General features: G+C 64.1%; 29 protein-coding genes and 1 riboswitch. Of the genes, 22 read left to right on the top strand and 7 right to left on the bottom strand.

The features are described 5' to 3' along the window. Positions 1–183: 183 nt before the first annotated feature. The gene (locus AB0O52_RS12530; RefSeq protein ID WP_364537982.1) at positions 184–1518 is read left to right on the top strand and encodes an ammonium transporter; all 1335 of its coding nucleotides are present in this window, start codon (positions 184–186) and stop codon (positions 1516–1518) included. Next, positions 1515–1853, top strand: a complete 339-nt coding sequence (locus tag AB0O52_RS12525; protein ID WP_028264639.1) for a P-II family nitrogen regulator — start codon at positions 1515–1517, stop codon at positions 1851–1853. The genes AB0O52_RS12530 and AB0O52_RS12525 overlap by 4 nt, the downstream gene beginning before the upstream one ends. Positions 1854–1938: 85 nt before the next feature. Here AB0O52_RS12525 and AB0O52_RS12520 read toward each other — a convergent pair whose 3' ends face one another. Beyond that, positions 1939–3339: a glucose-6-phosphate dehydrogenase gene (locus tag AB0O52_RS12520; protein WP_364537980.1), complete on the bottom strand. Its 1401-nt coding sequence runs from the start codon at positions 3337–3339 to the stop codon at positions 1939–1941. 151 nt (positions 3340–3490) lie between these two features. On the opposite strand from AB0O52_RS12520, the gene ffh reads away from it, so the two are divergent. Both ffh and AB0O52_RS12510 read left to right on the top strand, forming a co-directional pair. Next, positions 3491–5062 (top strand): signal recognition particle protein, encoded by a 1572-nt coding sequence (gene ffh, locus AB0O52_RS12515; RefSeq protein WP_364537978.1) that lies wholly within the window; start codon positions 3491–3493, stop codon positions 5060–5062. Positions 5063–5165: 103 nt separating this feature from the next. Next, complete coding sequence (locus AB0O52_RS12510) at positions 5166–5915, top strand: alpha/beta hydrolase (protein WP_364537977.1); 750 nt, start codon at positions 5166–5168, stop codon at positions 5913–5915. Here AB0O52_RS12510 and thiC read toward each other — a convergent pair whose 3' ends face one another. Continuing rightward, complete coding sequence (thiC, locus tag AB0O52_RS12505; RefSeq protein WP_364537975.1) at positions 5916–7745, bottom strand: phosphomethylpyrimidine synthase ThiC; 1830 nt, start codon at positions 7743–7745, stop codon at positions 5916–5918. Next, positions 7741–7848, bottom strand: a riboswitch (TPP riboswitch). It overlaps the preceding gene by 5 nt. 93 nt (positions 7849–7941) lie before the next feature. On the opposite strand from thiC, the gene AB0O52_RS12500 reads away from it, so the two are divergent. The 18 genes from AB0O52_RS12500 (at position 7942) to AB0O52_RS12415 (ending at position 21674) form a co-directional block, all read left to right on the top strand. Continuing rightward, positions 7942–9063 carry an amidohydrolase family protein gene (locus tag AB0O52_RS12500; protein ID WP_364537973.1) on the top strand — a complete coding sequence of 374 codons (1122 nt, stop codon included), beginning with the start codon at positions 7942–7944 and terminating at the stop codon, positions 9061–9063. 50 nt (positions 9064–9113) lie between these two features. After that, positions 9114–9992 carry a VOC family protein gene (locus AB0O52_RS12495; protein ID WP_364537971.1) on the top strand — a complete coding sequence of 293 codons (879 nt, stop codon included), beginning with the start codon at positions 9114–9116 and terminating at the stop codon, positions 9990–9992. Positions 9993–10062: 70 nt separating this feature from the next. Beyond that, the gene (locus tag AB0O52_RS12490; protein ID WP_364537969.1) at positions 10063–10506 is read left to right on the top strand and encodes a hypothetical protein; all 444 of its coding nucleotides are present in this window, start codon (positions 10063–10065) and stop codon (positions 10504–10506) included. Positions 10507–10701: 195 nt separating this feature from the next. Beyond that, entirely contained in the window at positions 10702–11124 is a 423-nt protein-coding gene (gene rpsP / locus AB0O52_RS12485) for a 30S ribosomal protein S16 (RefSeq protein ID WP_234752296.1), read from the top strand. 1 nt (position 11125) lies between these two features. Further along, a complete protein-coding gene (locus tag AB0O52_RS12480; RefSeq protein ID WP_028267532.1) occupies positions 11126–11368 on the top strand; it encodes an RNA-binding protein in 243 nt (80 codons plus the stop codon). A gap of 127 nt (positions 11369–11495) precedes the next feature. Then, the gene (gene rimM / locus AB0O52_RS12475; protein ID WP_364537966.1) at positions 11496–12059 is read left to right on the top strand and encodes a ribosome maturation factor RimM; all 564 of its coding nucleotides are present in this window, start codon (positions 11496–11498) and stop codon (positions 12057–12059) included. A 1-nt stretch (position 12060) separates the two neighbouring features. Next, the gene (gene trmD, locus AB0O52_RS12470) at positions 12061–12891 is read left to right on the top strand and encodes a tRNA (guanosine(37)-N1)-methyltransferase TrmD (protein ID WP_364537964.1); all 831 of its coding nucleotides are present in this window, start codon (positions 12061–12063) and stop codon (positions 12889–12891) included. A gap of 287 nt (positions 12892–13178) precedes the next feature. After that, entirely contained in the window at positions 13179–13538 is a 360-nt protein-coding gene (rplS, locus tag AB0O52_RS12465; protein ID WP_284984571.1) for a 50S ribosomal protein L19, read from the top strand. A 78-nt stretch (positions 13539–13616) separates the two neighbouring features. Beyond that, positions 13617–14294 (top strand): signal peptidase I, encoded by a 678-nt coding sequence (gene lepB / locus AB0O52_RS12460; protein WP_364537962.1) that lies wholly within the window; start codon positions 13617–13619, stop codon positions 14292–14294. Continuing rightward, positions 14295–15242, top strand: a complete 948-nt coding sequence (gene lepB, locus AB0O52_RS12455) for a signal peptidase I (protein ID WP_364537960.1) — start codon at positions 14295–14297, stop codon at positions 15240–15242. It abuts the gene before it with no gap. After that, a complete protein-coding gene (locus AB0O52_RS12450) occupies positions 15239–15979 on the top strand; it encodes a ribonuclease HII (protein WP_364537958.1) in 741 nt (246 codons plus the stop codon). The genes lepB (AB0O52_RS12455) and AB0O52_RS12450 overlap by 4 nt, the downstream gene beginning before the upstream one ends. 78 nt (positions 15980–16057) lie before the next feature. After that, positions 16058–16402, top strand: coding sequence for a DUF2469 domain-containing protein (locus AB0O52_RS12445; RefSeq protein WP_059387678.1), 345 nt, complete (start codon positions 16058–16060; stop codon positions 16400–16402). Positions 16403–16534: 132 nt separating this feature from the next. After that, the gene (locus AB0O52_RS12440) at positions 16535–16891 is read left to right on the top strand and encodes a YraN family protein (protein ID WP_364537956.1); all 357 of its coding nucleotides are present in this window, start codon (positions 16535–16537) and stop codon (positions 16889–16891) included. Beyond that, positions 16892–18433, top strand: coding sequence for a YifB family Mg chelatase-like AAA ATPase (locus tag AB0O52_RS12435; RefSeq protein WP_364537954.1), 1542 nt, complete (start codon positions 16892–16894; stop codon positions 18431–18433). 11 nt (positions 18434–18444) lie between these two features. Further along, positions 18445–19671 carry a DNA-processing protein DprA gene (gene dprA, locus AB0O52_RS12430; RefSeq protein WP_364537952.1) on the top strand — a complete coding sequence of 409 codons (1227 nt, stop codon included), beginning with the start codon at positions 18445–18447 and terminating at the stop codon, positions 19669–19671. Positions 19672–19735: 64 nt separating this feature from the next. Beyond that, a complete protein-coding gene (locus AB0O52_RS12425) occupies positions 19736–19927 on the top strand; it encodes a hypothetical protein (protein ID WP_364537950.1) in 192 nt (63 codons plus the stop codon). Positions 19928–19984: 57 nt separating this feature from the next. Further along, the gene (locus tag AB0O52_RS12420) at positions 19985–20911 is read left to right on the top strand and encodes a tyrosine recombinase XerC (protein WP_364537948.1); all 927 of its coding nucleotides are present in this window, start codon (positions 19985–19987) and stop codon (positions 20909–20911) included. 259 nt (positions 20912–21170) lie between these two features. Beyond that, entirely contained in the window at positions 21171–21674 is a 504-nt protein-coding gene (locus AB0O52_RS12415) for a DUF3145 domain-containing protein (protein ID WP_284988323.1), read from the top strand. A gap of 101 nt (positions 21675–21775) precedes the next feature. On the opposite strand, the gene fabF is transcribed toward AB0O52_RS12415, so the two are convergent. The 5 genes from fabF to AB0O52_RS12390 form a co-directional block, all read right to left on the bottom strand. Continuing rightward, a complete protein-coding gene (gene fabF / locus AB0O52_RS12410; protein WP_364537946.1) occupies positions 21776–23011 on the bottom strand; it encodes a beta-ketoacyl-ACP synthase II in 1236 nt (411 codons plus the stop codon). 141 nt (positions 23012–23152) lie between these two features. Beyond that, entirely contained in the window at positions 23153–23398 is a 246-nt protein-coding gene (locus tag AB0O52_RS12405) for an acyl carrier protein (RefSeq protein WP_028267518.1), read from the bottom strand. A 109-nt stretch (positions 23399–23507) separates the two neighbouring features. Further along, on the bottom strand, positions 23508–24569 hold the full coding sequence (locus AB0O52_RS12400) for a beta-ketoacyl-ACP synthase III (RefSeq protein WP_364537943.1): 1062 nt from the start codon (positions 24567–24569) through the stop codon (positions 23508–23510). Then, positions 24566–25495 carry an ACP S-malonyltransferase gene (locus tag AB0O52_RS12395; RefSeq protein WP_364537942.1) on the bottom strand — a complete coding sequence of 310 codons (930 nt, stop codon included), beginning with the start codon at positions 25493–25495 and terminating at the stop codon, positions 24566–24568. Before AB0O52_RS12395 ends, AB0O52_RS12400 begins: the two co-directional genes overlap by 4 nt. An 88-nt stretch (positions 25496–25583) precedes the next feature. Then, positions 25584–26828, bottom strand: a complete 1245-nt coding sequence (locus AB0O52_RS12390; RefSeq protein ID WP_364537940.1) for a helix-turn-helix domain-containing protein — start codon at positions 26826–26828, stop codon at positions 25584–25586. Positions 26829–26982: the final 154 nt, after the last annotated feature.

The raw sequence follows: 26982 nt of genomic DNA, 5'->3' as shown, positions 1-26982 counted from the left end.
ACTGACGAAACATATCCGTAACAAGGGTGATATGCACCATTTACGTTCGAGAAGTTCTTGTAACAACCCCGCAATCTAAAACCTTCGCAGGTGAAACACTGCCCCGCAAAACTCTTATCTAGAACGCAAATGCGTTGGGACAGGCGGCAAAGTCCGCAACAAAGAGCAGAGAGGACGTAGACCATGGAATTCAGCGCCGGTCTCGTTTGGCTCCTGGTCGCGTCAGCCTTCGTGCTGTTCATGACCCCGGGCCTGGCATTCTTCTATGGCGGCATGACCCGTGCCAAGGCCGCCCTGAACATGATGATGATGAGTTTCATCGCCATCGGCACAGTGACCATCGTCTGGGTCTTGTGGGGCGCATCGATGTCCACGAGCAACACGGACAACTTCTTCCAGCTCTTCGCAAACCCGTTCAGCCACTTCGGTCTGCACAACTTCACGGATCCCGCTGACCTCCTGAAGGTAGGCTACGCGGCCACCTTCGCGATCATCACCGTGGCCCTGATCTCCGGTGCTATCGCAGACCGTGCCAAGTTCTCCGCCTGGACGCTCTTCACCCCGATCTGGGCCACCCTGGTCTACGCCCCCATGGCTTACATGGTGTGGGGCGGCGGCCTCTTCTCCAAGGACGGCTGGTTCGGCCAGACGTTCGCCCCCGTCATCGACTTTGCCGGTGGCACCGTGGTGCACATCAACGCCGGTGTGGCCGGCCTGATCCTCGTCCTGATCATCGGCAACCGCAAGGGCTTCGGCAAAGACCCGAACCACCGCCCGCACAACGTGCCTCTGGTCATGCTCGGTGCGGCAATCCTCTGGTTCGGCTGGTTCGGCTTCAACGCCGGCGCAGCAGCAACCGTGGAGCAGGCGGGCCTCATCTGGATCAACACCCTGACCGCTCCGGCAGCGGCCATGCTCGGCTGGCTTATCGTGGAGCGCATCCGTGACGGCCACCCCACGTCGCTCGGAGCTGCTTCGGGTGTCGTCGCCGGTCTGGTTGCCATCACCCCGGCTTGTGCCAACGTTTCCCCGCTCGGCGCCATCGCCCTCGGTGTTGCAGCCGGCGTTGCCTCGGCCCTCGCCGTCGGCCTGAAGTTCAAGCTCGGCTACGACGACTCCCTGGATGTCGTCGGCGTCCACCTCGTGTCCGGCATCATCGGCACGGTGGCCATCGGCTTCCTCGCCACCCCGACCCAGGGTGCAGCCGGCCTGTTCTACGGCGGCGGTACTACCCAGCTGGTTGCACAGTCCCTTGCGGCGCTTTGCTCGATCGTCTTCACCGGCGTCATGACCTTCATCATCGCCTACCCGATCCACAAGCTCATGGGCTTCCGGATCTCCGAACGCCAGGAGATCGCCGGTGCAGACCTCAGCCTGCACGCCGAAACGGCATACGAGTTCGGCGTCGGCGGCCACGGCGGAAGCTTCCAGCCCCTTCACGACCTCATCACGGGCAAGGTACCGTCCGAAGCAGCTGACGAAGCATCCGTATCAGGCAAGGAGAGTGTCCAGGCATGAAACTCATCACGGCGATCGTCCGCCCGGAGAAGCTCGACGCTATCCGCGAGGGGCTCGAAGCATACGGAGTACAGGGACTGACGGTCAGCGCGGCCAGCGGCTACGGCCGGCAGCGCGGTTACACCGAGGTGTACCGCGGGGCCGAGTACAACGTGGACCTGCTTCCCAAGATCCGCGTGGAGGTCCTGGCCACGGACGAGCAGGCAGACGACATCCTCGATGTCCTGATTGCTTCCTCCAATACCGGCCGTGCCGGTGACGGCAAGGTCTGGACTGTGGACGTCTACGAAGCCGTCCGTGTGCGCACGGGCGAGCGGGGCGCAGCAGCCATCTAACACCAACGCGCAAGAGGGGCCGGGTACCTGGAAAGGTACCCGGCCCCTCTTGCGTGCGCGTTTCCGAAGGAGTGGGGCGCGCCGGCTAGCCCCCGACGGCGGTGGGCCAGTCCGCGGGACCGGGCCCGCCGGCGTCGTACTCTTCGAGCGGTACGGAATCCTTGGCCCAGGCCTTGATCACGGGCTCGATGATCCGCCAGCATTCGACGGCGGTGTCACCGCGGACTGAGAGCAGGGGATCGCCGGTAATGATGCCTTCCAACACTTCTCCGTAGGGCAGCAGATCGGAAGCATTCAACTCCGCGTTGAGTGTCACGCGATTGAGCGTGAAGATGTTTCCGGGACCGTTGACGTCGACGTCGAGCTGCAGGGTGTCGGGACCGAACCCGATGCGCAGTTGGTTGGGGGAGTCCACGCCCTCGAACCCGGTCGGCAGGTGTGGAACGGGCCGGAAGGTGACAATGGCCTCTTTCCGCGCGGCACCCAATGCCTTTCCCGAACGCAGGATGAAGGGGACGCCTTTCCAGCGCCAAGTGTCGATTCCCACTTCGACTTCCGCGAGTGTTTCCGTTTCCCGGGCAGGGTCCACGCCCGCTTCCGCGACATAGTCCGGCACGTCCCGGTTGCCGATCCGGCCCGCTGTGTACCGCGCCCGTCGGGTGGACTTCTTGTAGGGTGCGCTGATGCTGCTCGCACGCAGCACCGTTGAAATCGCGTCGCGGAGATCGCGCTCGCCGATGCTGGCGGGCGGATCGATGGCCAGCAGCGCCATGATGTGGAGCAAATGGCTCTGGATCATGTCCTTGAGGGCGCCGGCGCCGTCGTAGTAGCGCGCACGCCCCTCGAGTGCGAGGTCTTCGTCGAAGATGATCTCGACCTTCTCGATGTGGTCCCGGTTCCACACCGGCTCGAGGAAGCTGTTGGCGAAGCGCAGGCCCAGGATGTTGAACACGGTGGCCTTGCCAAGGAAGTGGTCCACGCGGTGGATGTGGTCTTCCGGGACCAACGCGGCGAGGGTCTTGTTGAGTTCGCGGGCGGATTCGGCACTGGATCCGAAGGGTTTCTCCATCACCAGGCTTGTTCCGGGAGGAAGTTGCCCGGCGGTGAGGACCTCGCAGGCCTTCTGGCTGATGTGCGGGGGCAAAGCGAAATAAACGGCGATCGGCGCTTCGAGCCCGGCCAGGAGCGTGGCGAGCTGGCCGTCCGCCGTGACATCCACTTGATGATATTCGGTGCTTTTCTCCAAGGCCGCGATTGCTTTCCGGCCCGCGGCACCTGCATCTTTGGCGGCCGCCTCGAAGGCGCCCCGGACGCGTTTTGTCCACTGCTGGGGCGTCCACGGGTCGGAGCCTGCTCCGACAAGCTTCAGGCCGTCCGCGAGGCCGTTGGCCACGAGCCTGGCCAGGCCCGGCAACAGCAATCGGCCCGTCAGATCTCCGGAGGCGCCTAGGATGAGCAACGTATTTACTGTTGTTTTGCTGGTCACTGTGCCAGCATGCCATCTTGCAGGCGCGTCTTGGTACCCTAGATAGTCGAGTCCCTCAGTTGAGTCAGATTTGTTTGAGGCAGGAATCGTCAAGATAGTGGTGCGTCGGAACGGCCGCCATCCGTAGACCATTGAAAGAAGTGCACGGCGCGTGTTCAATTCACTCTCTGACCGGTTGACAGCAACCTTCAAGAATCTCCGTGGCAAGGGCCGCCTCACGGAGGCCGACGTCGACGCCACCGTCCGCGAGATCCGGCGCGCCCTTCTGGACGCCGACGTTGCCGTTCCCGTGGTCCGCGAGTTCACCGGCCGCATCCGTGAACGTGCCCTGGGCGCCGAGGTTTCCGCGGCCCTGAACCCGAGCCAGCAGATCGTCAAGATCGTCAACGAGGAACTCCAGGAGATCCTCGGCGGCGAGACCCGACGCATCCGCTTGGCGAAGACCGGCCCAACCATCATCATGCTCGCCGGCCTGCAGGGTGCGGGTAAGACCACCCTCGCGGGCAAGCTTGCCAAGTGGCTCAAGGCCCAGGGCCACAGCCCCGTGCTGGTTGCCGCCGACCTCCAGCGTCCCAACGCCGTGACGCAGCTCCAGATTGTCGGCGAACGCGCCGGCGTTCCCGTCTTCGCGCCGCACCCGGGCACCACCTCGGATCTGGACGTTCCCACGGGCGACCCTGTCGCCGTCGCACGCGCCGGCGTCGAGGAAGCCCGCCAGAAGCTGCACGACGTCGTGATCGTGGACACCGCGGGCCGCCTCGGCGTCGACGCCGAAATGATGGACCAGGCTCGCCGCATCCGCCAGGCGATCATCCCGAACGAAGTGCTGTTCGTGATCGACTCCATGATCGGCCAGGACGCCGTCAACACGGCGGTTGCCTTCGATGAAGGCGTCAACTTCACCGGCGTCGTGTTGTCAAAGCTCGACGGCGACGCCCGCGGTGGTGCCGCCCTCTCGGTAGCGTCGGTCACCGGGAAGCCGGTCATGTTCGCCTCCACCGGCGAAGGCCTCGACGACTTCGAACTGTTCCACCCCGACCGCATGGCTTCCCGCATCCTCGATATGGGTGACGTTCTCACCCTGATCGAGCAGGCCGAGAAGAACTGGGACAAGGATGAAGCCGCCCGGATGGCGAAGAAGTTCGCCGACCAGGAAGACTTCACCCTGGACGACTTCCTCGCCCAGATGCAGCAGATCCGCAACATGGGCTCCATGAAGAAGATGCTCATGATGATGCCGGGTGCGCAGAACATCCGCCAGCAACTGGAGCAGTTCGACGAGCGCGAAATCGACCGTGTGGAGGCGATTGTCCGCTCCATGACCCCGCACGAGCGTTTGGCTCCGAAGATCATCAACGGTTCCCGTCGCGCCCGCATCGCCCGTGGTTCCGGTGTCCACGTCTCCGAGGTCAACGGCCTCCTGGAGCGTTTCGCGCAGGCCCAGAAGATGATGAAGAAGCTGGCCCAGGGCGGCGGCATGCCCGGGATGCCTGGCATTCCCGGCCTCGGTGGCGGCGGTTCCCGGAAGGGAAGCAAGAACGCGCCCAAGAAGAAGGCCCGTTCCGGAAACCCCGCCAAAGCGGCCCAGGAACTGCGCGACGCCGAGAACAAGCGTGCGAAAGCCGTCCCCACGGGCGCGGCATTCGGCCAGGGTGCCGGCGACTTCGACCCCTCAAAGCTGAACCTGCCCAAGGGCTTCGAGAAGTTCCTCGGCGGCAAGTAACCGTCCCACCCAACTGACTGGCAATACATGTCATTTTGAGGGCTCAGAACGGCATGTATTGCTAGTTAGTTGGGTTGTCAGCCGCGTGCCATAGGCTGGGTGAATGCAAAAACAGCGGGTTGTGTTCGTCCACGGAGCCGGTACATTCGGCGCTGCCGCTTGGCCGAAACAACACGGCATGGCGTTGAAGTACGACGCGCTGTTCCTGAAACGCCACGGTTTTGATGCGCAGGCCGAGCCCCTGGAATCCGACGTTGCCGCCGATGTGGACATTATCCTGGAGTGCCTTGGGGGACGGGAGCCTGCGTCATCCTCCGGCCCCGCGCGTGGAGGCCATGTCGTAGCGCACTCCCAAGGCGCGATTTCAGCCATGTTGGCCGCGGTGGAGCGGCCGGACCTGGTCCGGTCCCTCGTGCTGGTGGAACCTGCTTGTCTTTCATTGACGGCCGAGTTGCCCGCCACCGCGGCTTACCGGGCACTCATGGAGCCGCTGTACCGGATCCGGCACGAACTCAGCGATGACGATTACCAACGCGAATTCGTCCGCAGGGCGTTTTCCTCGGAGGCGGCCGTCCTCAGCACCCCGGAGGCCCGGCGTACCGCTCGGCGCCTGCGGCTCCAGGCTCCGCCGTGGGAAGCGCCGCTGCATATTGTGCCGGGGGTACCCACGCTTGTCCTGACCGGTGGTTGGGAACCCCTTTACGAAGAGATCGCCGGCTACTTGCAGGAAACCGGCGCCCTCCACCGCGTTGCGGCTGGAGGACACCGGCCTCATGACTCAGTCGAAGGAGACCGGATCATCCGTTCCTTCATCGCGGACGTCAGCCGCGCCGGATCAGTCCAGGCTTCCTGATCAGTTCAGGCTTCCTGACGTCGTTCCGGGCTTTCCTGCGGGAACCTCGAGCTCGGGCAAGTAGACCTTGCCGCCCGATGCCAGGAACTCCTCGCTCTTTTCGCGCATTCCGCTGTACATTTGCGCAATGGCGGCCTGGGAATCCGCGGAGCCGTACTCGTCGCGGATGTCCTGGCTGATGCGCATGGAGCAGAATTTCGGTCCGCACATGGAACAGAAATGCGCCGTTTTGGCCGGTTCTGCGGGGAGCGTCTCATCGTGGAACGATTCCGCGGTGACCGGATCCAATGACAGCGCGAACTGGTCACGCCAGCGGAACTCGAAGCGGGCCTTGGACAGGGCATCGTCGCGTTCGTGGGCGCCGGGGTGTCCCTTGGCAAGGTCAGCGGCGTGGGCGGCGATTTTGTACGTGATTACGCCGGTCTTGACGTCGTCCTTGTTCGGCAGGCCCAGGTGTTCCTTCGGGGTGACGTAGCAGAGCATCGCGGTTCCGTGGCGTGCGATCTCCGTGGCGCCAATGGCGGAGGTGATGTGGTCGTAGCCCGGAGCAATGTCGGTCACGAGCGGGCCGAGTGTGTAGAACGGGGCGCCGTCGCACAGCTCCTGCTGGCGCTCGACGTTCTCGCGGACGAGGTGGAACGGGATGTGCCCGGGGCCCTCGACCATGACCTGCACGTCGTACTTCCACGCCCGCTTCGTGAGCTCCGCGAGCGTGTCGAGCTCGGCGAACTGCGCGGCGTCGTTGGCGTCCGCCGTCGCTCCCGGGCGCAAGCCGTCGCCGAGGGAGAACGCGACGTCGTACTTGGCGAAGATTTCGCAGAGCTCGTCGAAGTGGGTGTACAGGAAGTTTTCTTCGTGGTGCGCCAGGCACCAGCCCGCCATGATGGAGCCGCCGCGGGAGACAATGCCCGTCACGCGGTTGGCGGTGAGCGGCACGTAGCGAAGCAACACGCCGGCGTGGATGGTCATGTAGTCCACACCCTGCTCGCACTGTTCAATGACGGTGTCGCGGAAGATCTCCCAGTTGAGCTTGTTGGCTTCACCGTTGACCTTCTCAAGGGCCTGGTAAATGGGCACGGTGCCGATCGGCACAGGGGAGTTGCGGATGATCCATTCGCGGGTGGTGTGGATGTCGTCACCCGTGGACAGGTCCATCACGGTGTCCGCGCCCCATTGCGTGGCCCACTGCAGCTTGTCCACTTCTTCGGCGATGGAGCTGGTGACCGCGGAGTTTCCGATGTTGGCGTTGATCTTCACGAGGAAGGCCTTGCCAATGATCATCGGTTCGGATTCGGGGTGGTTGATGTTGTTGGGAATGATGGCCCGGCCGGCGGCCACTTCGCTGCGGACCAGTTCAACATCGCAGTTCTCGCGAAGTGCCACGAACTGCATTTCGGGCGTCACGATCCCCTGCTTGGCATAGTGCATCTGCGTCACGGTCTTGCCGTCGACGGCGCGGCGGGGCACCGGCTGTGCGCCCTTCCACTCAGCGGAGGCGGCGCCGCGGCGCACGGCCGACTTGCCGTCGTCGAGCAGGTTCCGTTCGCGGCCGCTGTATGCCTCGGTGTCGCCGCGGGCCTCGATCCACTCGCTGCGGAACGGCTCGAGGCCCACCACCGGATCACTTCCCGGCCCTGCGGTGCGGTACACCTGGAAAGGCCCGTTGGCCTGGCCGTTGGGGGATGGTTCCAGGGCGATTTCCGTGACGGGGACCCGGATTCCCGTCTTCGTGTCTTCCAGGAACGCGAGGGAATGCGACTTGAGGGATTGGGTCACCTCTTGCGCCGATCCGTTTTGGGTAGGGCTCAGCTGTGTTTCTTTGGTGCTCAAAGGATTACTCACTTCCTTCGCCGGCATTACCCGGACAGGTTCAACGGTCGCAGGCTGCGTCAGCCCGATCTCAGCCCTTGCAAGGGCCCCCGTGTGGTCGTAGACGAAGCTACCACAGCTGTTGGTAACCGGGAGAGATGTGACCGAGGACGAATGTGACCGAGCCGGGAACGGCGTCGGAGTTTAAGGTGGAATCATGGCGGAAATCATCGAGTTCAGCGGCGCTGTCCTCACGGGACCGAAAGAAGAACGGCGCGGTCTCTGGTCGGTCGACGGACGGTTGACCTTTTTGCCGCCCGCCGCTGCGCCCGACGTCGTCCTGGACGGATGGGTGTTGCCCGGCCTGGTGGATGCGCATTGCCATGTGGGTCTGGGCAAGGGCGGAGCGGTGGACGATGAGACTGCCCGACTGCAGGCGGCGGCCGACCGGAACGCCGGGACCCTCTTGATCCGCGACGCCGGATCCGCAAGCGACACGCGCTGGCTGCAGCGCCGGACGGACATGCCCAGGATCATCCGCGCGGGCAGGCACATTGCCAGGCAACGCCGGTACATCCCCGGACTGGCCGAAGAAGTCGAGCCGGAGGACCTGGTGGAGGCGGTGCGCAAACAGGCGCGGTTCGGAGACGGCTGGGTCAAGATCGTAGGGGACTGGATCGACCGTTCCGCCGGGGATCTCGGCCCGTCTTTTCCGGCCGCCATCGTCAAGGACGCGATCTCGGCAGCACATGCCGAGGGAGCCAGGGTGACTGCCCATTGCTTCGCCGAAGGGACCATTGACGACATGCTCGACGCCGGCATCGACTGCATCGAGCACGCCACCGGCCTGTTGCCGCATCACATTCCCAGGCTCCTGGACCAGGGTGTGCCGATCGTCCCCACCCTCATCAACATTGCGACTTTTCCGGACATTGCGAAGCAGGCGGAAGCGAAGTTCCCGCGTTACGCCGCCCACATGACCAGGCTGTGGGAACGCAGGCATGAACGCGTCGGCGAGGCATTCGACGCCGGAGTGCGGGTGTACGCCGGAACCGACGCCGGAAGCGTCATCAAGCACGGCCGGATCGGCGAGGAAATCCTGGAACTGCACCGTGCAGGCCTTCCGACAGGCGCTGCCCTTGATGCCGCCTGCTGGTCCGCCCGCGAGTGGCTGGGTGCCGACGGCATCAGCGAAGGTGCCAGTGCCGACGTCGTGCTCTACCCGGAGGATCCCCGGGCGTCCCTTGAGGTGGTGCTGAATCCGCGATGCACCGTGCTGAGGGGCATATTTCAGGAAGTGGCGGGCATTAGGAATAAATTGAAGCTTCAAGTAATTTAGATGTATAGAGGTTGCCGAAGGGCGGCGCCACAATAAACCGGGAGTTTCACATGACCATCACATCCAGCCAGGATCTTCTTCCTGCCGAACTCACCATGGGTACCGTCATGCTCAAGGTGGGGGACATGAAGCTCATGGGCGACTACTACCAGCGGGCACTGGGGCTGGATGTCGTCGCCGAACAGGATGGCGGACTCTACTTCGGCAGGCTCGGCAAGCCGTTGGTGCACCTCGCGCCGGCCTCCGGGCTCCAGATCCCGGGTCGCGGGGAGGCTGGGCTCTTCCACACAGCCTTGCTCTTCGAAGACCAATCCTCGCTCGCCGCAACTGTTGCCTCCGCCGCGCAGTACGAACCCCACGCCTTTGTCGGCAGTGCGGACCACTTGGTCAGCGAGGCCTTCTACTTCACCGACCCCGAGGGCAACGGCATCGAGCTCTACTACGACAAGCCCCGCGAAGGTTGGGAGTGGAACGGCAGTTCGGTCGTCATGGACAGCCTGCCGCTCCCGCCCCAGCGCTACCTCCAGCAATACCTGAGCGAAGCGGCGGTTACGGGCCAGCATGAGGCCGGCGCCGGCGTCGGGCATGTCCACCTCCAGGTGGGCGATGTGCAGACGGCCCATGACTTCTATGTCGACACCCTGGGCTTCGAACAGACCGCAGGGTGGCACGGGCAGGCCCTGTTCGTCTCCGCAGGCGGCTACCACCACCACATGGCCATGAATGTCTGGAACAGCCGCGGTGCAGGTCCCCGTAAGGACACGCTCGGTCTCGGCGAGGTGGTCATCGAGGTGCCGTCAGGTGACGACGTCGGCGCGCTCGCCGACCGCCTCAAGGTTGCCGGCATCGGCTCCCACCACACCGGCCGGGAGTTGCGCTTCGAGGACCCGTGGCGCAACCGGCTGCGGGTCGCCGTCCGCTACGCTTGATCCGACGGCGTGGCGCATTTCGGCCGCCGCGCCGCAGCTCCGTTGCCACGAATGAATGAGAGTACTTTCCATGGGCTTTGCTGAAATCTTTGTTGCCACCCACGATGAAGCACTCAAGAGGGCCGCTGCCCTGGAGAAGGGCAGTGACGTATCCGGCGCCGCTGTACGGATCCCGGGGATCAGCGATTTTGAAGTAGAACAACTCGGCGACCTCGCCGGCACGGCCGTGCACGCCGCCGGGGCCGACTATGAGCTCGCTTTGGTGGACGTCACCAGCGACGCCTTGCTGGGCGTCCCCGAAGCCATGGTGCGCGCCCTGTCCGAGCTTCTCAGCTATGAGACCGAGGGCGAAGGAAGCATCCTCGACGACGTCGCCGAACGCTGGGCGGCCCAAGAGGACATGCCCTTTGATGCCCAACAGTCCCGCCTGTATGTCCAGCAGTTGGCGGCGCTCGCAAGCGACGTCGAAAAGGCCGAGCGGGCCGGCCTCTATGTCTGGTCCGCAGACCAGTAACCACACAGTAAACCCGCCGCACGGGCCGCGCGTTCGAAATACCGTCCGCCATCTGGCACAATAGACAGGTACTCGATCCGCGCGGCCCCTCTCTCCGTGTGTGCATCTTGTCCTTGGAACCCTCAAGTATGGCCCGCCCCACGGGTGCAGAACGACGGGCTCAACCCCGTTTCAGAAACAGGAGTGACCACAAAAGTGGCCGTAAAGATTCGCCTTAAGCGCTTCGGTAAGATGCGCGCACCGTACTACCGCATCGTCGTCATGGACTCCCGCGCCAAGCGCGATGGCCGTGCGATTGAAGAAATCGGCAAGTACCACCCCACCGAAGAGCCCTCGTACATCGAGGTTGCCTCCGAGCGTGCACAGTACTGGCTGTCCGTCGGCGCCCAGCCGACCGAGCAGGTTGCCGCGATCCTCAAGATCACCGGTGACTGGCAGAAGTTCAAGGGTCTCCCGGGCCAGGAAGGCACGCTGAAGACCAAGGTCGCCAAGCCTGCTTTCGTTGCACCGGAGAAGGGTTCCGTCATCATCCCGGAAGCCATCACCAAGAAGGCCAAGCAGTCGGAAGCAACTGAAGCTCCCGCTGACGCTGAAGCAGAGACCACCGAGGCTGAGTAAGTTGCTGGCAGAAGCGCTCGAGCACTTGGTCCGTGGGATCGTTGACAGCCCTGAGGACGTCAAGGTCAGTGCCAAGAACAACCGCCGCGGGGAATCCCTCGAGGTGCGCGTTCACCAGGACGACCTCGGACGGGTGATCGGTCGCCAGGGTCGCACCGCACGCGCTTTGCGCACTGTGATTGCGGCATTGGCGGGCGGCGAGCAGGTCAGGGTCGACGTCGTCGACACCGACCGTCGCCGGTAAACGCGCTCAGCAATACTTGTCTTAGATCCGGCCCCTTCACCAGATTATGGTGGAGGGGCCGGATTGTTTTACGAGCAAACCCCAGCCTGGTCCTAAGCCGGCCCAGCCAAGAAATCAGAGGAACCCCATGCAGCTCCAGGTTGCCCGAATCGGCAAGCCCCACGGAATCCGCGGCGAAGTCACTGTCCAGGTGCTCACCGACGCCCCCGGCGATCGCTTTGTCCCGGGCACCGAATTCGTGGTGGAGCCGGCGAAGGCCGGTCCCTTGACCATCACCAGCGCCCGGTGGAACAAGGACATCCTGTTGCTCGGTTTCGAAGAGATCTCCACGCGCAACCAAGCCGAGGAGATCCGCGGCGCGAAGCTGTTCATCGAGACGGAAGAGCTGGAAGAGGACGACGACGAAGGCTGGTACGAGCATGAGCTCGTAGGCCTTGAGGTCCGTGTCGGCTCTCAGACCGTTGGCAAGGTGACCGCACTCAACACCATGCCGGTCCAGGACCTGCTGGTCATTGAAGACACGGACGGCAAGGAAATCCTGGTGCCTTTCGTCGAAGAGATCGTGCCCGAAGTCAACGTCGAGGACGGCTATGTGCTGCTCACCCCTCCGCCGGGCCTCTTCGAACTGAACACCGACGCTTCGGCTTCCGATACGGAAGAGGACGACGCTGAGACACAGGATGACGCCTAAAATGCGCATCGACGTCGTCAGTATCTTTCCCGAGTACCTGGCGCCGCTCGAGCTTTCCCTCATCGGCAAGGCCCGTCAGGACGGGCTTCTGGAGCTGAATGTCCATGACTTGAGGACCTTCACCACGGACAAGCACCGCACGGTGGATGACACTCCGTACGGTGGCGGTGCGGGCATGGTCATGAAACCGGAGCCCTGGGCCCAGGCCTTGGAATCCATCGCCAATGCACGGGCTGGCGTAACTGAGGGTTCATCGGACGGACCGACGACGAAGCCGGTCCTGATTGTCCCGTCGCCCGCGGGGGAGCGCTTCAACCAGGCCCTTGCCTATGAGCTCGCCGAGGAAGAGCAGCTCGTTTTCGCCTGCGGCCGCTATGAAGGCATCGACGAGCGCGTCATGGAGTGGGCTGCAGAACACTTCACGGTCCGCCCGGTCAGTTTGGGCGACTACGTCCTCAACGGCGGTGAGGTTGCAGTCCTGGCCATGGTCGAAGCCATCGGGCGGTTGCTTCCGGGCGTCGTCGGAAATCCGGAATCGTTGGTGGAGGAATCCCATTCGGACGGCTTGCTGGAGTACCCGGTCTACACGAAGCCCTCGTCATGGCGCGATCGTGACGTGCCCGCTGTCCTTTTGAGCGGCAACCACGGCAAAATCGCCCAGTGGCGGCGGCACGAACAGTTCCGACGCACGGCGGAACGCCGCCCGGACTTGCTCGAAGAGTTCGACGCCGGCCACCTGACGCGTGCGGACCGGACGGCTTTCGGTGAACTCGGGTACGACGTCGTCGACGGCCGCTTGCGGCGCCGCCCGGACAGCGACCTCCCGGACTGAACCTGCGCCGTCGGGCAGCTTCATCCTCCACCTGACCGCAAGAACCGCCCCGCATTCCCGGGATTGGCCGGAACTGGCGGGGTATGGCAGAATTAACCCTTGTGTCTACTGGGTTCGCGCCTGCCACAGGGGGAGCGTAACCAACAGCCTGACAATCCGGAACCACCAATCAGTGGCGGTACTGGAGAAGAAAATCTTCGGCGGTAATTTCCGGACGGCCTTGCGCCCCGGGCTTGCCCGCCGTGACCCAAAGTGGATGACCTGTGGCGTTCACCAGGAGTGGATTAATGCATATCCTCGATAGCGTAGATGCAGCTTCGCTGCGTAACGATGTTCCCGAGTTCCGCGCGGGTGACACCATCAAGGTTCACGTGAACATCATCGAAGGCAAGAACTCCCGTGTCCAGGTCTTCCAGGGCTTCGTCCTGGGCCGCCAGGGCGACGGCGTTCGTGAAACCTTCACGGTCCGCAAGGTCTCCTTCGGTGTCGGCGTAGAGCGTACCTTCCCGGTGCACTCCCCGATCATCGACAAGATCGAGGTCGTCACCAAGGGTGACGTCCGCCGCGCCAAGCTCTACTACATGCGCGCACTGCGCGGCAAGGCTGCGAAGATCAAGGAAAAGCGCGACTTCGCCACCGGCAAGTAGGTCTTTCGACCAGCAGCGGTTCCTGGATTCGTGTCCGGCCTGCGCCGGAGAAATCCGCAACGCAACAAGAAACGAATCATGGACCACGCAAAACGCCAGCCCCGGAAACAGGGCTGGCGTTTTGTTTTGCTCGCGTTTGTCCTCGCCGTCGCTATCAGCGGGCTCGTTCGGTCCTTGTGGCTCGATGTCTACTTCATCCCCTCCGAATCAATGGAGCCGATCCTGGGCACCGGAGACCGCATCCTCGTGTCCCGGACTGATTTCGCCGCAGAGCCTATTCGCCGTGGAGACATCGTCGTCTTCGACGGCAGGGGAACCTTTGCTCCGCTGAACAGCGGCAAAGGACCGTTTGCCGACGCCGTGGCTGCCACAGGCCATTGGCTGGGGCTGACGGGAAGCGACACCACATACGTCAAACGTGTCATCGGGCTTCCCGGAGACCACGTCGTTTGTTGTGGCACCGATGGCAAACTCACAGTGAACGGTCAGCCGCTTGAGGAACCCTATCTGTATCCGGGCGACAGGCCGAGCGAACAGAAGTTCGACGTCGTCGTTCCCGGTGACCGATTGTGGCTCATGGGGGACCACCGTTCACGATCGGCCGATTCGCGCAGCCTTCTCGGCGCGCCCGGCGGAGGAATGGTGCCGCTCGAGCGTGTCATCGGGCGTCCGGTCCGGATTATCTGGCCGCTTGATAGATTTGCAGAACTACCTCGCCCTGCGCAGGCCGGTACAACCTCGAAGAACGGACAATAGATGCCCGAGACAACTCCCGGGAAGCCGGAACGGCACGACGACGACGCCCGGCTCCTGGACGCACCGTCCGCTCCCGCCATGGATCTTGCGGCGGACGACGCCGATCGGGCTCCGGAGAGCGAGGCAGGTTCGACAACACCCCAGCCCGGGGAGCATGGGTCTCCGCGCCGCGCCGCACGGCGGGGTTCGGGGCCGGAACCGGGCGAAAGCGACCGCTCCGGAACTGCCGGCAAAACCCACGGCAGTCCGTTCCTCGGCTGGCTCCGGGAAATCGGCACCGTGGTGGTCATCGCGATCGTCTTGTCGTTCCTTATCAAGACCTTCCTGTTCCGTGCTTTTTTCATTCCCTCTGAGTCCATGGTCAACACCCTTGACGTTGACGACCGGATCTTCGTCAATCTGCTGGTCCCGCAACCGTTCGCACTGGAGCGCGGCGACATCGTGGTCTTCAAGGACACACAAGGATGGCTTCCACCCACGCAGAAGGCGACGCCCGGGCCCTTCAAATGGTTCCAGGACGGCCTTGTCTTCGTCGGGCTGCTCCCGGACGAGACCAATCAGCACCTCGTCAAGCGCGTGATCGGCCTGCCGGGGGACAGGGTCTCCTGTTGCGACAGTTCCGCGCGGGTCAGCGTCAACGGCACGGTTCTCAACGAGAGCTACATCAATCCTGCCCAGATTCCCATGGCCAAGTCTTTCGATGTAGTGGTCCCGGCGGGCAAAATTTGGGTTATGGGCGATAACCGCAATAACTCGGCCGACTCCCGCGAACACCAATCAGTCAACGGTGGTTTCATCGACATCTCCGACGTCGAGGGCAAGGCCACGGTTATTGCCTGGCCCATCAACCGTTGGCAGATCCTCGACAACCACTCCGAGGTCTTCCGCAACGTTCCCGCGCCGTCGCCCCAGAACACGGCTTCACCCACGGCTCCAGCGGGTAAATGATGGCTCCGGCGGGGACAGGAGCGGCAATTCCGGTTCGAACGCAGCGAAAACCCGCGGCGGGGGCGAAGCATGCTCTTGATTTTCCGACCCTGGATGTCGAACGGAGTTTCCTGTCTCCGGGGGTCACGCTCCTGGCCGGCGTCGATGAAGTGGGCCGCGGAGCCCTCGCCGGGCCCGTGTCGGTGGGGATCGCCGTCGTCGACCTCAGGGACCACGGCCTGCTCGCCGACGTCCGCGATAGCAAGCTTCTCAAGCCCGAGGACCGCGAGCGCTTGGCCCCGCTGGTACGCGCGTGGGCGGTCGGCTCCGCGGTGGGCCACGCAAGTTCTGTGGAGATTGATGCGCTGGGGATAGTGGGCGCCCTGCGCCTTGCCGGAACACGCGCGTGGTTCGAGCTTCTCGCCTCGGGCGTGCATCCGGACCTCGTCCTGCTGGATGGGAGCCACAACTGGCTCTCGCCCCAGAGCCAAGGGTCCTTGTTCGATACAGAGCCGACCGGGCCCGCCTGTGAGGCGCCGGTGCACACCCGGGTGAAGGCGGACCTGAGCTGCCTCAGCGTGGCGGCCGCCAGCGTGCTGGCCAAGGTGGCCAGGGACCGGATCATGCTTGATCTGCACGAAGAATATCCGCCCTTCGGCTGGAACGAGAACAAGGGTTACGCCACGTCCTTCCACCGCGATGCCATCCGTTCGTTGGGTCCCACGCCGTACCATCGGACCAGCTGGAACCTGCTCTAGCCTCCGCTTTTCCTTCTCCTGGATGCCGCCTGCCCGATCGTGGCGTCGCGTGCGCCCTCTATGGTGCAAGATGGATCTATGAGTGCCGAGGATCTTGAGAACTACGAAACCGACATGGAGCTGCAGCTCTACCGCGAATACCGCGACGTCGTTGGTTTGTTCAGCTACGTTGTCGAGACCGAACGCCGGTTCTATCTGGCAAACCACGTTGACCTCCAGGCCCGGAGTGCCGATGGCGAGGTCTACTTCGACCTGACGCTCCAGGATGCCTGGGTTTGGGACGTCTACCGTTCCGCCCGATTCGTGAAGAATGTCCGGGTCATTACGTTCAAGGACGTCAACGTTGAAGAACTGCCGCGCAGTGAAGAGCTTTCCCTGCCAAAGGACGGCGATCTAGGCGATCTCGGCAACCTGGGCAACTAAGAGCAGGCCCGCTGGCTGAGCAAGCCCGCCGACTGCTCCTCCACACCGTCTGATAGACGCAGTTTCCCACATAGCCAAACTGCCCCCTGTCTTTGGTATTTCCGCGCCTCCAGGCTGGAAGCGGAGGTGGTCATGAAAGCCAAAGACTTGCTGGGCCGGCACGGTGAAACGCTTGCCGTAACTTTCCTTGAAACCCAGGGAATGCGGATCGTGGACCGCAATTGGAGATGCTCCGAGGGCGAGATCGACATCGTGGCGCTCGACGGCGACACCTTGGTGATCGCCGAGGTCAAGACCCGGAAGAACCTGGCTTATGGGCATCCTTTCGAAGCGGTTGACGCAACCAAACTCGCCCGGCTCCATCGCCTGGCCCTTTCCTGGTGCCGTGATCACGAACTGCGTGCCCCGCGCCGCCGTGTGGATGTCGTGGGAATCATCGACGACGGGGTGGGCGAGCCAAAGCTCGAACACCTCAGGGGCGTGGGCTAGATGGGCGTGGGCCGAAGCTACTCCGTGGCGCTGCTGGGCCTGAACGGATACATCGTGGAGGTCGAAGCAGACATCGGCCAAACCCTCCCCAATTTCGTGATCCTGGGGCTGCCGGACGCTTCCCTGAACGAAGCCAAGGAACGCATTCGTTCCGCGGCGCAGAATTCGGGCATCCCCCTGAGTCGCCGAAAGATCACCGCAAACCTGATTCCGGCCTCACTGCCGAAGCGTGGCTCGGGGTTCGACCTCGCGATCACCATGGCAGTATTGCGCGCCGCCGGAGATATCCGCTCCACCGAAGACACGGTCTTCGTCGCCGAGTTGGGACTGGATGGCAGGCTGAGGCCGGTTCGCGGCATCTTGCCGGCGGTCATGGCAGCGGTCCAGGCCGGCCACGACGAGATTGTGGTGGCCCAGGCAAACGTTGCCGAGGCGGAGTTGGTTCCGGGGGCGGTGGTCCGTGGCTACAAGACCCTGGCTCGCCTTGCCTTTGATTTCGGGGCCGATCCGCAGGACCTGGCCCTGGATTATGACCCGGCCGATAGTGACGTTGCGGGAGACGGTGACATCGGTGCCGTGCTCGCTCCGGACCTTTGCGATGTCTCGGGGCAAGGCGATGCCCGCCGAGCCTTGGAGGTTGCGGCAGCGGGGGCACATCACGTGCTGCTTTGTGGTCCGCCGGGTGCGGGCAAGACGATGCTTGCCGAGCGGCTCCCGGGACTCTTACCGGATTTGGGGGACCAGGAGGCCATGGAGGTCACCGCGATCCACTCGCTTTCGGCTGTGCACGTTGACTCAGTGCGGCTGTTGCGCCGCCCGCCCTTTGAGAACCCCCATCACAGCGCGACCGCCGCAGCAATCATCGGCGGTGGCTCCGGCCTGCCGCGGCCCGGGGCCGCATCACGGGCACACCGTGGCGTCCTGTTCCTGGACGAGGCGCCTGAGTACGAACGGCGGGTCCTGGACGCCCTGCGGCAACCGCTGGAAAGCGGAGAGCTGGTCATTCATCGTTCGGCCGGCACAGCCGCATATCCGGCCCGCTTCCAACTGGTCCTCGCGGCGAATCCTTGCCCTTGCGGGAAGGCCGCCGGCAAGGGAGTCGATTGCACCTGTACTCCCGTGATGCGGCGCCGCTATTTCGGGCGCATGTCCGGGCCGTTGCTGGACAGAGTGGACATCCAGCTCCAGGTGGAACGAGTGTCCCTCGCGGACTTCGGGCAATCCGGCGCGGAGGAGGACACGGCTACCGTCGCCCGGAGGGTCCATGCCGCCCGGTCACGGCAACGTGAACGCCTGGGCAGGTACGGGATGGAAACCAACTCGCAGGTTCCCGGGCGTGTACTGCGCGGCGAACTGCGCCTTCCGTCCGCGACCACCAAGATTCTGGATACTTCCCTCGAACGTGGAATCCTCACGGCAAGAGGCTACGACCGCGTCCTGCGCCTCGCATGGACACTTGCGGATCTCGGCCACCGGGACCAACCCCACAGTGACGACATCGGGCAGGCCCTCGGCTTGCGGCAGGCGGTTGCGGCCGCATGAAAGGACACGCCATGACTGAACACGGCCAGCAGCTCACCCCGGACCCTCCGGACCGGAAAACGGAGCGGCTAGCCCGGGCAGCCCTATCACGGCTCATGGAACCGCAAGATGCCGCAGGGCTCGCGCTGGTGCGGGCTGCAGGGGCCGTTGACGGCCTCAAAATAGCGAGCGGCCAGCTCGCTCCCGGACCAGGGCTTGAGCAGGAAGTGGCTTCCCTGTTGCTTGACAGCGGGGTTTCTTCTGCCGGGGCCGGACTGGCCGCTGCATTGCGGCGGTGGGCGCCACGGATCCCGGATCTTGCCCCGGAACGGGATCTTGCCACGATGCAACGCCTTGGCGGGCGCATGATCATCCCGGGCGACCCGATGTGGCCCTCGCAACTGGCAGACCTGGGCCTTCATGAACCGCTGTGCCTGTGGTGGCGGGGACACGAGATGGAGTTCCCACCGGTCCGGCAGGTCGTGGCCCTTGTCGGCTCACGGGACAGCACCAGCTACGGGGCCTCCGTAACGGGCGATTTCGCTTACGGGCTCGGTCAGCGCGGCTGCGCGGTCGTGTCTGGAGGGGCCTATGGGATCGACGCCCACGCGCACCGCGGGGCTTTGGCCGGGGGCACGAACGACATGCCGACCATCGCAGTGATGGCCGGGGGCGTGGATCGATACTATCCGTCCGGAAATGAGGACCTACTGCGTGCCGTGGCGAACCAAGGGGCGGTCATCGCGGAGGTTCCCCCGGGGTCGGCGCCCACCCGCTACAGGTTCCTCCAGCGGAACAGGATCATCGCCGCCTTGGCAGCCGTGACGGTGGTGGTGGAAGCGCGATGGCGTTCGGGCGCCCTGAATACGGCCCATCATGCTGAATCCATTGGCAGGGCCGTTGCCGCGGTCCCGGGGTCCATCCACAGTGCCAACTCTGCGGGCTGTCATAGGCTCCTCAGGGATGGCGGGGCTGTCTGCGTCACGGACGTCGGCGAGATCGCTGAACTGGCGGGGCCAAGTGGTGAGGCCCTCGCCCGGGATAAGGAAACGGCTGCCTCGGACCATGACGGACTCACCTTGGAGGACCTTATCCTGCTCGATGCCCTGCCCGTCCGCTCGACGAGCTCGGTGGAGAAGCTCGCGGTCGTGGCAGGACTTAGCCCGGAGTCCGTCAGGGCCGGTCTTGGACGCCTTGGCTTGTTGGGCTTGGCGGTATCAGCGAGCGGAGCCTGGAAGAGGTCTGGAAAGCAGGGTTGAGCTATGGATAGTCGACTATTGGTTAGCTGGAGGTTGGCGTAGCTTCGGTGGGGATGGTGTGGACATGATGAAGTCAAAGGCGCAGCCCGCGAGGTTCGTGATCGGTCAGCAAATCGGTCTCCTTCTGATCGCGGGAGCCGTCTGGTTCGTCCAAGGCCGCCCTGGCCCGGCATGGCTTTGGGTTCTCTTCGCGGTCTGGCAGGGGTTGCTCGTGTGGCAGTACTACAGGATTTACAGGTCCACCGGTCAAGGGTGAAGACGGCCGGACGTGGCGATGCCAACCATCGGGCCCCGCGGCTGGCACAGTGGAAGTGTGCAAGAGAATCCGCTCCCCGAAGCACTCGCCCGGTCTGTTCACGACTTCCGGCGTTACCTCGAGGGCGAACGGGCAAGATCCGCCCACACAGTAAGGGCGTACATCGCAGACGTCGAGGACCTGCTGCGCTTCGCCGCCGCGGAGGGCGTCGGGGAGCTCGCGGCCTTGGAGCTCGGCACTCTTCGGCGTTGGCTCGGGGCGCAAAGCGAATCCGGCCGGTCCAGGGCGACGCTCGCCCGTCATGCCGCCACAGCCCGCGCATTCACCTCCTGGGCCCTGCGGGAAGAGCTCATCGCCTCGGACCCGGCTCTTCGCCTCCAAGCCCCCAAGCGGGACCACACGCTCCCTGGCGTCCTTCATCAGCAGCAGGTCTCCAGGATCTTCGAAAACCTGTCGGAGACAGCCGCGGACGGCTCTCCGATGCCGCTGAGGAACCGCGCCGTCGTCGAATTGCTCTACGCCACGGGGATCCGCGTCGGCGAGCTCGCCGGCCTGGACATCGACGATCTCGATCGGGATCGCAGGACTCTCCGCGTGCTCGGCAAAGGCAACAAGGAACGGACGGTGCCATATGGGGTCCCGGCCGCGCTCGCCGTCGACGACTGGCTCCGCCGCGGCCGTCCGCGGCTCGCAAACGAGCGTAGCGGACCGGCGCTCTTCCTCAGTTCAAGGGGGAACCGCATCGATCAGCGCCAGGCCCGCAGCGTCGTCAACGATCTGCTGACGGCCCTGGGGGATACGGCGGCAACCGGACCCCACGCCCTGCGCCACACCGCCGCCACCCACCTGCTCGACGGCGGGGCGGACCTGCGCGCCGTGCAGGAAATCCTGGGGCACAGCAGCCTCGCAACAACCCAGATCTACACCCATGTGTCGGTCCACCGGCTTCGCAAGAGCTATCAGCAAGCCCACCCCCGCGCATGAAGACCTGGAAACCGTGCAACACTTCGAGGAGTCCCAAAGGAGGAAATCCGCCCGTCCGTGAATCGCACTGGCGTAATTCCGGTCCGTACGGCAAAATGAAAGCACTGTGGGGAAACTTTCAACCTAAACTTGAATGTTCTTCCGCTGCGGAAAAATCATAGATAGGCAGGGAAACCGGAACGGCGTGGCACCCGCGCAGCAAAATTTCATCCAGGCAGAGGTCGTTGGGGAAGACGTACCTACAGCTATGGAGGATGGAATGTCTGTTGCAATAACCCGTGGTGTCTTGTTCGTGCATTCGGCCCCTACCGCGTTGTGCCCTCACGTTGAGTGGGCCATCGGATCGGTCGTTGACAAGCGGACCGATCTTGAGTGGACCCCTCAACCTGCCGCGCCCGGAATGTTCCGCGCCGAGCTCTCTTGGGTAGGAGTCCCCGGAACGGGCGCCCAATTGGCTTCGGCATTACGAGGGTGGGCGCACCTTCGCTACGAAGTCACCGAGGAGCCGAGCCAAGGCGTGGACGGCGCGCGCTGGTCGCACACACCGGAGCTGGGTATTTTCCATGCCGTCACCGATGTCCACGGCAACATCATGGTGACTGAAGACCGCATCCGCTACGCCTACGAGTCAGCGGCGGGAGATCCTGCCGCCGTCTACCATGAACTGTCCCTGGCGCTCGGTGAGGCCTGGGACGAAGAGCTCGAGCCGTTCCGGCACGCCGCCGAAGGCGCCCCTGTCCGTTGGCTCCACCAGGTCGGTTAGGGAACAAAGTACCGAGACGGTTTCCATAGCAAAGAGGAGGGCCCCACCACGGTGGGGCCCTCCTCTTGTGCCTGGCCTGTGCCTCGGACCGGCCGCGACGGTCAGACGTTGCGGATGGCGATGACCGCGTTGTGGCCACCGAAACCGAAGGAGTTGCTCAAAGCGACGATGTCACCTGCGGGCAAAGTCCGTGCCGAAGTGACGACGTCGAGCGGGATCTCCGGATCCTGGTTCTCAAGGTTGATGGTCAACGGAGCCTGGCGTTCGTAGACGGCAAGAACCGTCAGCACTGCCTCTACGGCCCCTGAAGCGCCCAACAGGTGGCCCATCTGCGACTTGGTGGCGGAGACCGCCACATTGTCGACGTGGGCGCCCAGCGCGGCACGGAGCGCCGTGTACTCGGGCTTGTCGCCGACAGGGGTCGAGGTGGCGTGGGCGTTGACGTGCACGACGTCCTCGGCCTGGATGCGTCCATCGAACATGGCAGCCTTCAAAGCGCGGGTAGCGCCCAGGCCTTCCGGGTCCGGTGCCGTGATGTGGTATGCGTCCGCGGTGACCGAAGTGCCGGCGAGCTCAGCGTAGATGCGCGCGCCGCGGGCGATCGCGTGCTCTTCGGCTTCCAGGACCAGGGCGCCGGCGCCTTCGCCCATGACGAAGCCGTCGCGGTCGCGGTCGTATGGCCGCGAAGCGTGCTCGGGATCGTCATTGCGGCGGGAGAGCGCCTGCATCGAGGAAAACGCCGCGAGGGGCATCGGGTGGATGGCGGCTTCGGCACCACCGCACACGACGACGTCGGCCTTGCCCGAGCGGATGAGATCCAGGCCGAGGTGCATCGCTTCGGTGCCGGAAGCGCAAGCCGAAACCGGGGTGTGCGCACCGGCGCGGGCACCAAGGTCAAGGCTGACCGCGGCGGCGACGCCGTTCGGCATAAGCATCGGGACCGTCATGGGCAGGACCCGGCGGGGGCCCTTTTCCTTCAGCGTGTCCCAAGCGTCCAGCAGCGTCCAGACGCCGCCGATGCCCGTGGCGAAAGCCACGGCTAGGCGATCGTGGTCGATGTCGGCGATACCGGAATCCGCCCATGCCTCGCGGGCGGCGATGACACCGAACTGCGTGGACGGGTCCATGCGCTTGGCTTCAACGCGGCTCAGGACCTCGAGGGCCGGCGTCGAGCACCGGGCGGCAAAGTGGACCGGAAGGTCATACTTGGCTACCCACTCGTCCTCGAGTGTGTGGGCACCGGAGACCCCTTTGAGCGCGTTCTTCCACATCGTGGGGACGTCGCCGCCGATGGGCGTTGTAGCGCCCAGACCGGTTATGACTACTTTGCGTGCCATGCGATCACTCTCTGTCGGATCAGCCAAACCCAGGTGCTGTTCTCACCGGGGAGGCAGGAAAAAACTTTGGGAGATATAGCAGCTGTGCCGGACTTCGGATGCAACAGGGCGCACCCGAAGTCCGGCACAGTTGAGGCCAGGCTAGGCCTGTGCGTTCGAGATGAAGTTGACGGCGTCGCCGACGGTCTTGAGGTTCTTGACCTCTTCGTCCGGGATGCGGACGCCGAACTTCTCTTCAGCGTTGACGACGATCGTCATCATGGAGATGGAGTCGATGTCCAGGTCCTCGGTGAAGGACTTGTCCAGCTCCACGGCTTCGGTGGCGAGGCCGGTCTCTTCGTTCACGATTTCAGCCAGGCCGGCCAGGATTTCTTCGTTGCTAGCCATTGTTGGCTCCTTTTCTTGTTGTGCCGGCTATTGCCGAAATGGGGCCAAACCGCGGACACGGCTTGGGTTTCAAAGCACTATTCAATTGGAAGGTAGGCGCGGTCCGAAACTACGGAAGAACGACTACCTGGGCACCAAAGACCAGACCGGCACCGAAGCCGATCTGCAGGGCAAGGCCACCGCTGAGCGCAGGGTTCTCCTTGAGGAGCCGGTGCGTGGCCAGCGGAATCGAGGCGGCCGAAGTGTTTCCCGCATCAGCGATGTCCCGTGCAACCACCACGGTTTCGGGAAGTTTGAGCTTCTTGACCATTTCGTCGATGATCCGCATGTTCGCCTGGTGGGGGACGAACGCTGCCAGATCCGAGGCTTCAATCCCTGCGGCGTCGAGGGCTTGCTGGGCGACCTTCGCCATTTCCCACACAGCCCAACGGAAGACCGTCTGGCCGTCCTGCCGGAGCGTCGGCCAAACATCCTGCGCTGCGGAAATAATGGCCTGATCGTCGGATTCATCCGAATGACGGGCGGTCTCGCCAAGAGTGCGGACTTCGTCAAGGGAATGCGTCATGCCGATCGCGTTCCACTTGCTGCCATCGGATCCCCAGACGGACGGGGCTATGCCGGGCGTGTCGGAGGGGCCGATGACCACTGCGCCGGCACCGTCGCCGAGAAGGAAGGAAATGGTTCGTTCATGGTTGTCGATGACGTCCGAGAGCTTCTCAGCGCCGACCACCAGGACGTATTCAGCCGCGCCCGACCGGACCAGGGCATCGCCCTGGGCAATGCCGTAGCAGTAGCCTGCGCACGCCGCGGAAATGTCGAAGGCAGGCGCCGGGGTGGCCCCCAAACGGTCGGCGAGGGCGGCAGCCGCGGACGGCGTGGCATACGGGTGCGTGACAGTGGAGATGATGACGGCACCAAGTTGGGAAGCCTCAATGCCGGCCTGCTTGAGTGCCTCGCGGGCGGCCCCCTCGGCCATGTCGATGACGCTGACATTGGCTGCGGCGCGGTGGCGGGTCACGATACCGGTGCGCTGGCGGATCCATTCGTCCGAGGAATCGATCCACTGGCAGACGTCGTCGTTGGTGACGATGATGTCCGGGCGGTATGCCCCGATGCCCACAATGCGTGAATGTTCCCTCGTCGGTGCCTGCTTGAGTACTGGGGCGCTCATGCGTCTCCCTCCAATTCCGCGAAGAGTGCAAGTGCAGCGGACAAGTCATCCGGGGTCTTGACGGCAACGGTCTTCACGCCGGGCATGCCGCGCTTGGCGAGGCCGGCCAGCGTGCCGGCCGGTGCCAGTTCGATAAGTCCGGTGACTCCGCGCTGGACGAGGTTTTCCATGCACTTGTCCCAACGTACCGGGCGCGAGACCTGGGCGATCAGGCTTTCGACGGCGGCGCCCCCGTCCGTGACCTCCTGGCCGTCGAAGTTCGAGAGCAAGGGAACCGTGGGAGCCTGGGGCTTGAGCGACGGCCGTAGTGCTTCAAGCGCGCTCACGGCCGGAGCCATGTGGGAGGTGTGGAATGCTCCGGCGACCTTCAGCGGGATGACCCGGGCTTTGGCCGGCGGGTTGTCAGCCAGGGCCTGAAGCTGTTCGAACGTGCCTGCGGCTACGGTCTGGCCCGCGCCGTTGACGTTCGCTGGAGTGGCTCCGGCGGCCTCAATAGCGGACAGCACCTCGGCCGGATCGCCGCCGACGACTGCACTCATTCCGGTGGGGGTGACGGCGGCGGCAGCGGCCATGTTGTTGGCCCGCTCGCGGACGAACGTCATGGCTTCTTCCTCGCTTAGGACGCCCGCAAGCGCCGAGGCCGTGATCTCCCCGACCGAGTGGCCGGCAAGGACGATCGGAAGGGTACTGAGTTCGACGTCGAACAGCGATTTCGCTGCCACGAGCCCCGCGGCAACAATCAAGGGCTGCGCGACGGCGGTGTCCTTTATGGTTTCTTCATCGGAGGTGGTGCCGTGGGCCTTGAGGTCGATGCCTGCGATTTCGCTCAGGGAGGCCAAATGGCCTTCTACGGAAGGGAGCTCCAGCCAGGGGGCCAAAAATCCAGGGGTCTGGGAGCCCTGTCCAGGGCAGACGATTGCAAGCACGTAACCAGCTTTCCAAATTGCCGCGTGAACTACTGGTGTTTGCGTACACCAAGCTCACTGGGTCAGTTTGTAGGAAGTCTACAACGGTTCAACCCGCGGATCGGGTACCGTGACGCTCCGACGTCGCCTTTGGCGGGGCCGAAAGCCTGCCGACGACCAACGCAGTTTGGAGTACGAAAGCCTCCCGGGGGAGGAGTGGATCCCACCCCGTGACGTCGCAGACGCGCTTGAGACGATACCGCACCGTGTTCGCGTGGACGAACAGCTCGCGGGCTGTTGCTTCGAGGGAATGGCCAAGTTCCAGGTAGGTGCTGAGGGTTTCGACAAGGCCGTTGGAAGCGGCCAGCAGCGGCCGGTAAATGTTCTTGATGAGGGAACGGCGGGCAGCGTCGTCACCGGAGACCACGCGCTCCGGGAGGAGATCGTCCGCGGCTACCGGTCGCGGGGCCGAAGGCCAGGCCCTGGCGGCGGTGAGCCCTGCAAAGGCCGCCTGGGCAGAGCTGCTTGCCTCCAACAGGGAGCCGGCCTCAGGGCCGTAGACCACCGGGCCGGGGGCGAAAAGCTCGCTGAGTTTCAGATACGCGGTGTCCCGGTCCTGCACGCCACCCAGAATCAGGATGAGGCGGTCGCCCTGGATGCCCACGAGGGCGTCCTCCGCGTAGCGTCCCGCGGTCCGGCGCAACTCGCTCACATAGCTTGCGCTTGGTTCCGACGGAGAGTTTCCCACCATCACCGTGAAGCGCTCCTGGGCCTTCCAGCCGAGGGCCGCGATCCGGGAACGAAGGGCGTCGGTGTTCTCGCCGCGGAGGATGGCATCCACAATCAGGGCTTCGAGCCTGGTGTCCCAGGAACCGCGGGACTCGGCGGCGCGGGCATATACATCCGCGGCGGCGAATGCCACTTCGCGCGAATAGCGCAGGACCGCCTCGCGCAAAGAAGGCTGGTCGGCTTCGGGAGCGATCACGGGGACCTGGTCCTCGACTACCTCAACGACGATCCGGATCAGCTGGAGGGCCTTCTGCAGGCTGATGGAGCGGGTCAGCTCCGTGGGGGCATTCCCGAAGACGTCCGTCAGGATCCACGACGGCGAGCTCGGCCTTTCGTACCACGTCACGAAAGCGGCGATTCCGTTTTGGGCAACCAGGCCCAAGGCTGAACGTTCGTCGGAGCTCAGCCGGCTGTACCAAGGCAACGATTTCTCAAGCTTGCGCATGGTGGTGGTGGACAACTGCCCCACATTGGCGCGGAGGCGCTTGAGGGTCTCCGCCTTTTCCGGTGTTACCGGGCGCGCAGCCGCTTTGCGTTTCGCGGGGGATTGAATCGGCTCTGCCATGCCTTGAGCATACGGCGCATCATCCACAAGCTCCATTTGTGCGAAGGCTACAACTGCGTTTGGTGCGCGTCACGTGCCGGGCGCATCGATTGGTGTTGTGCGGCGATTGTTGAAGCCCGGGTGTTAATGCCCGACGGCGGCCCGCACCTTTCGG

Source organism: Arthrobacter sp. NPDC080073 (assembly GCF_040686575.1).
In the GTDB taxonomy this organism is placed as follows: Bacteria; Actinomycetota; Actinomycetes; order Actinomycetales; family Micrococcaceae; genus Arthrobacter.
This window is presented reverse-complemented; position numbering and strand designations above follow the sequence as displayed.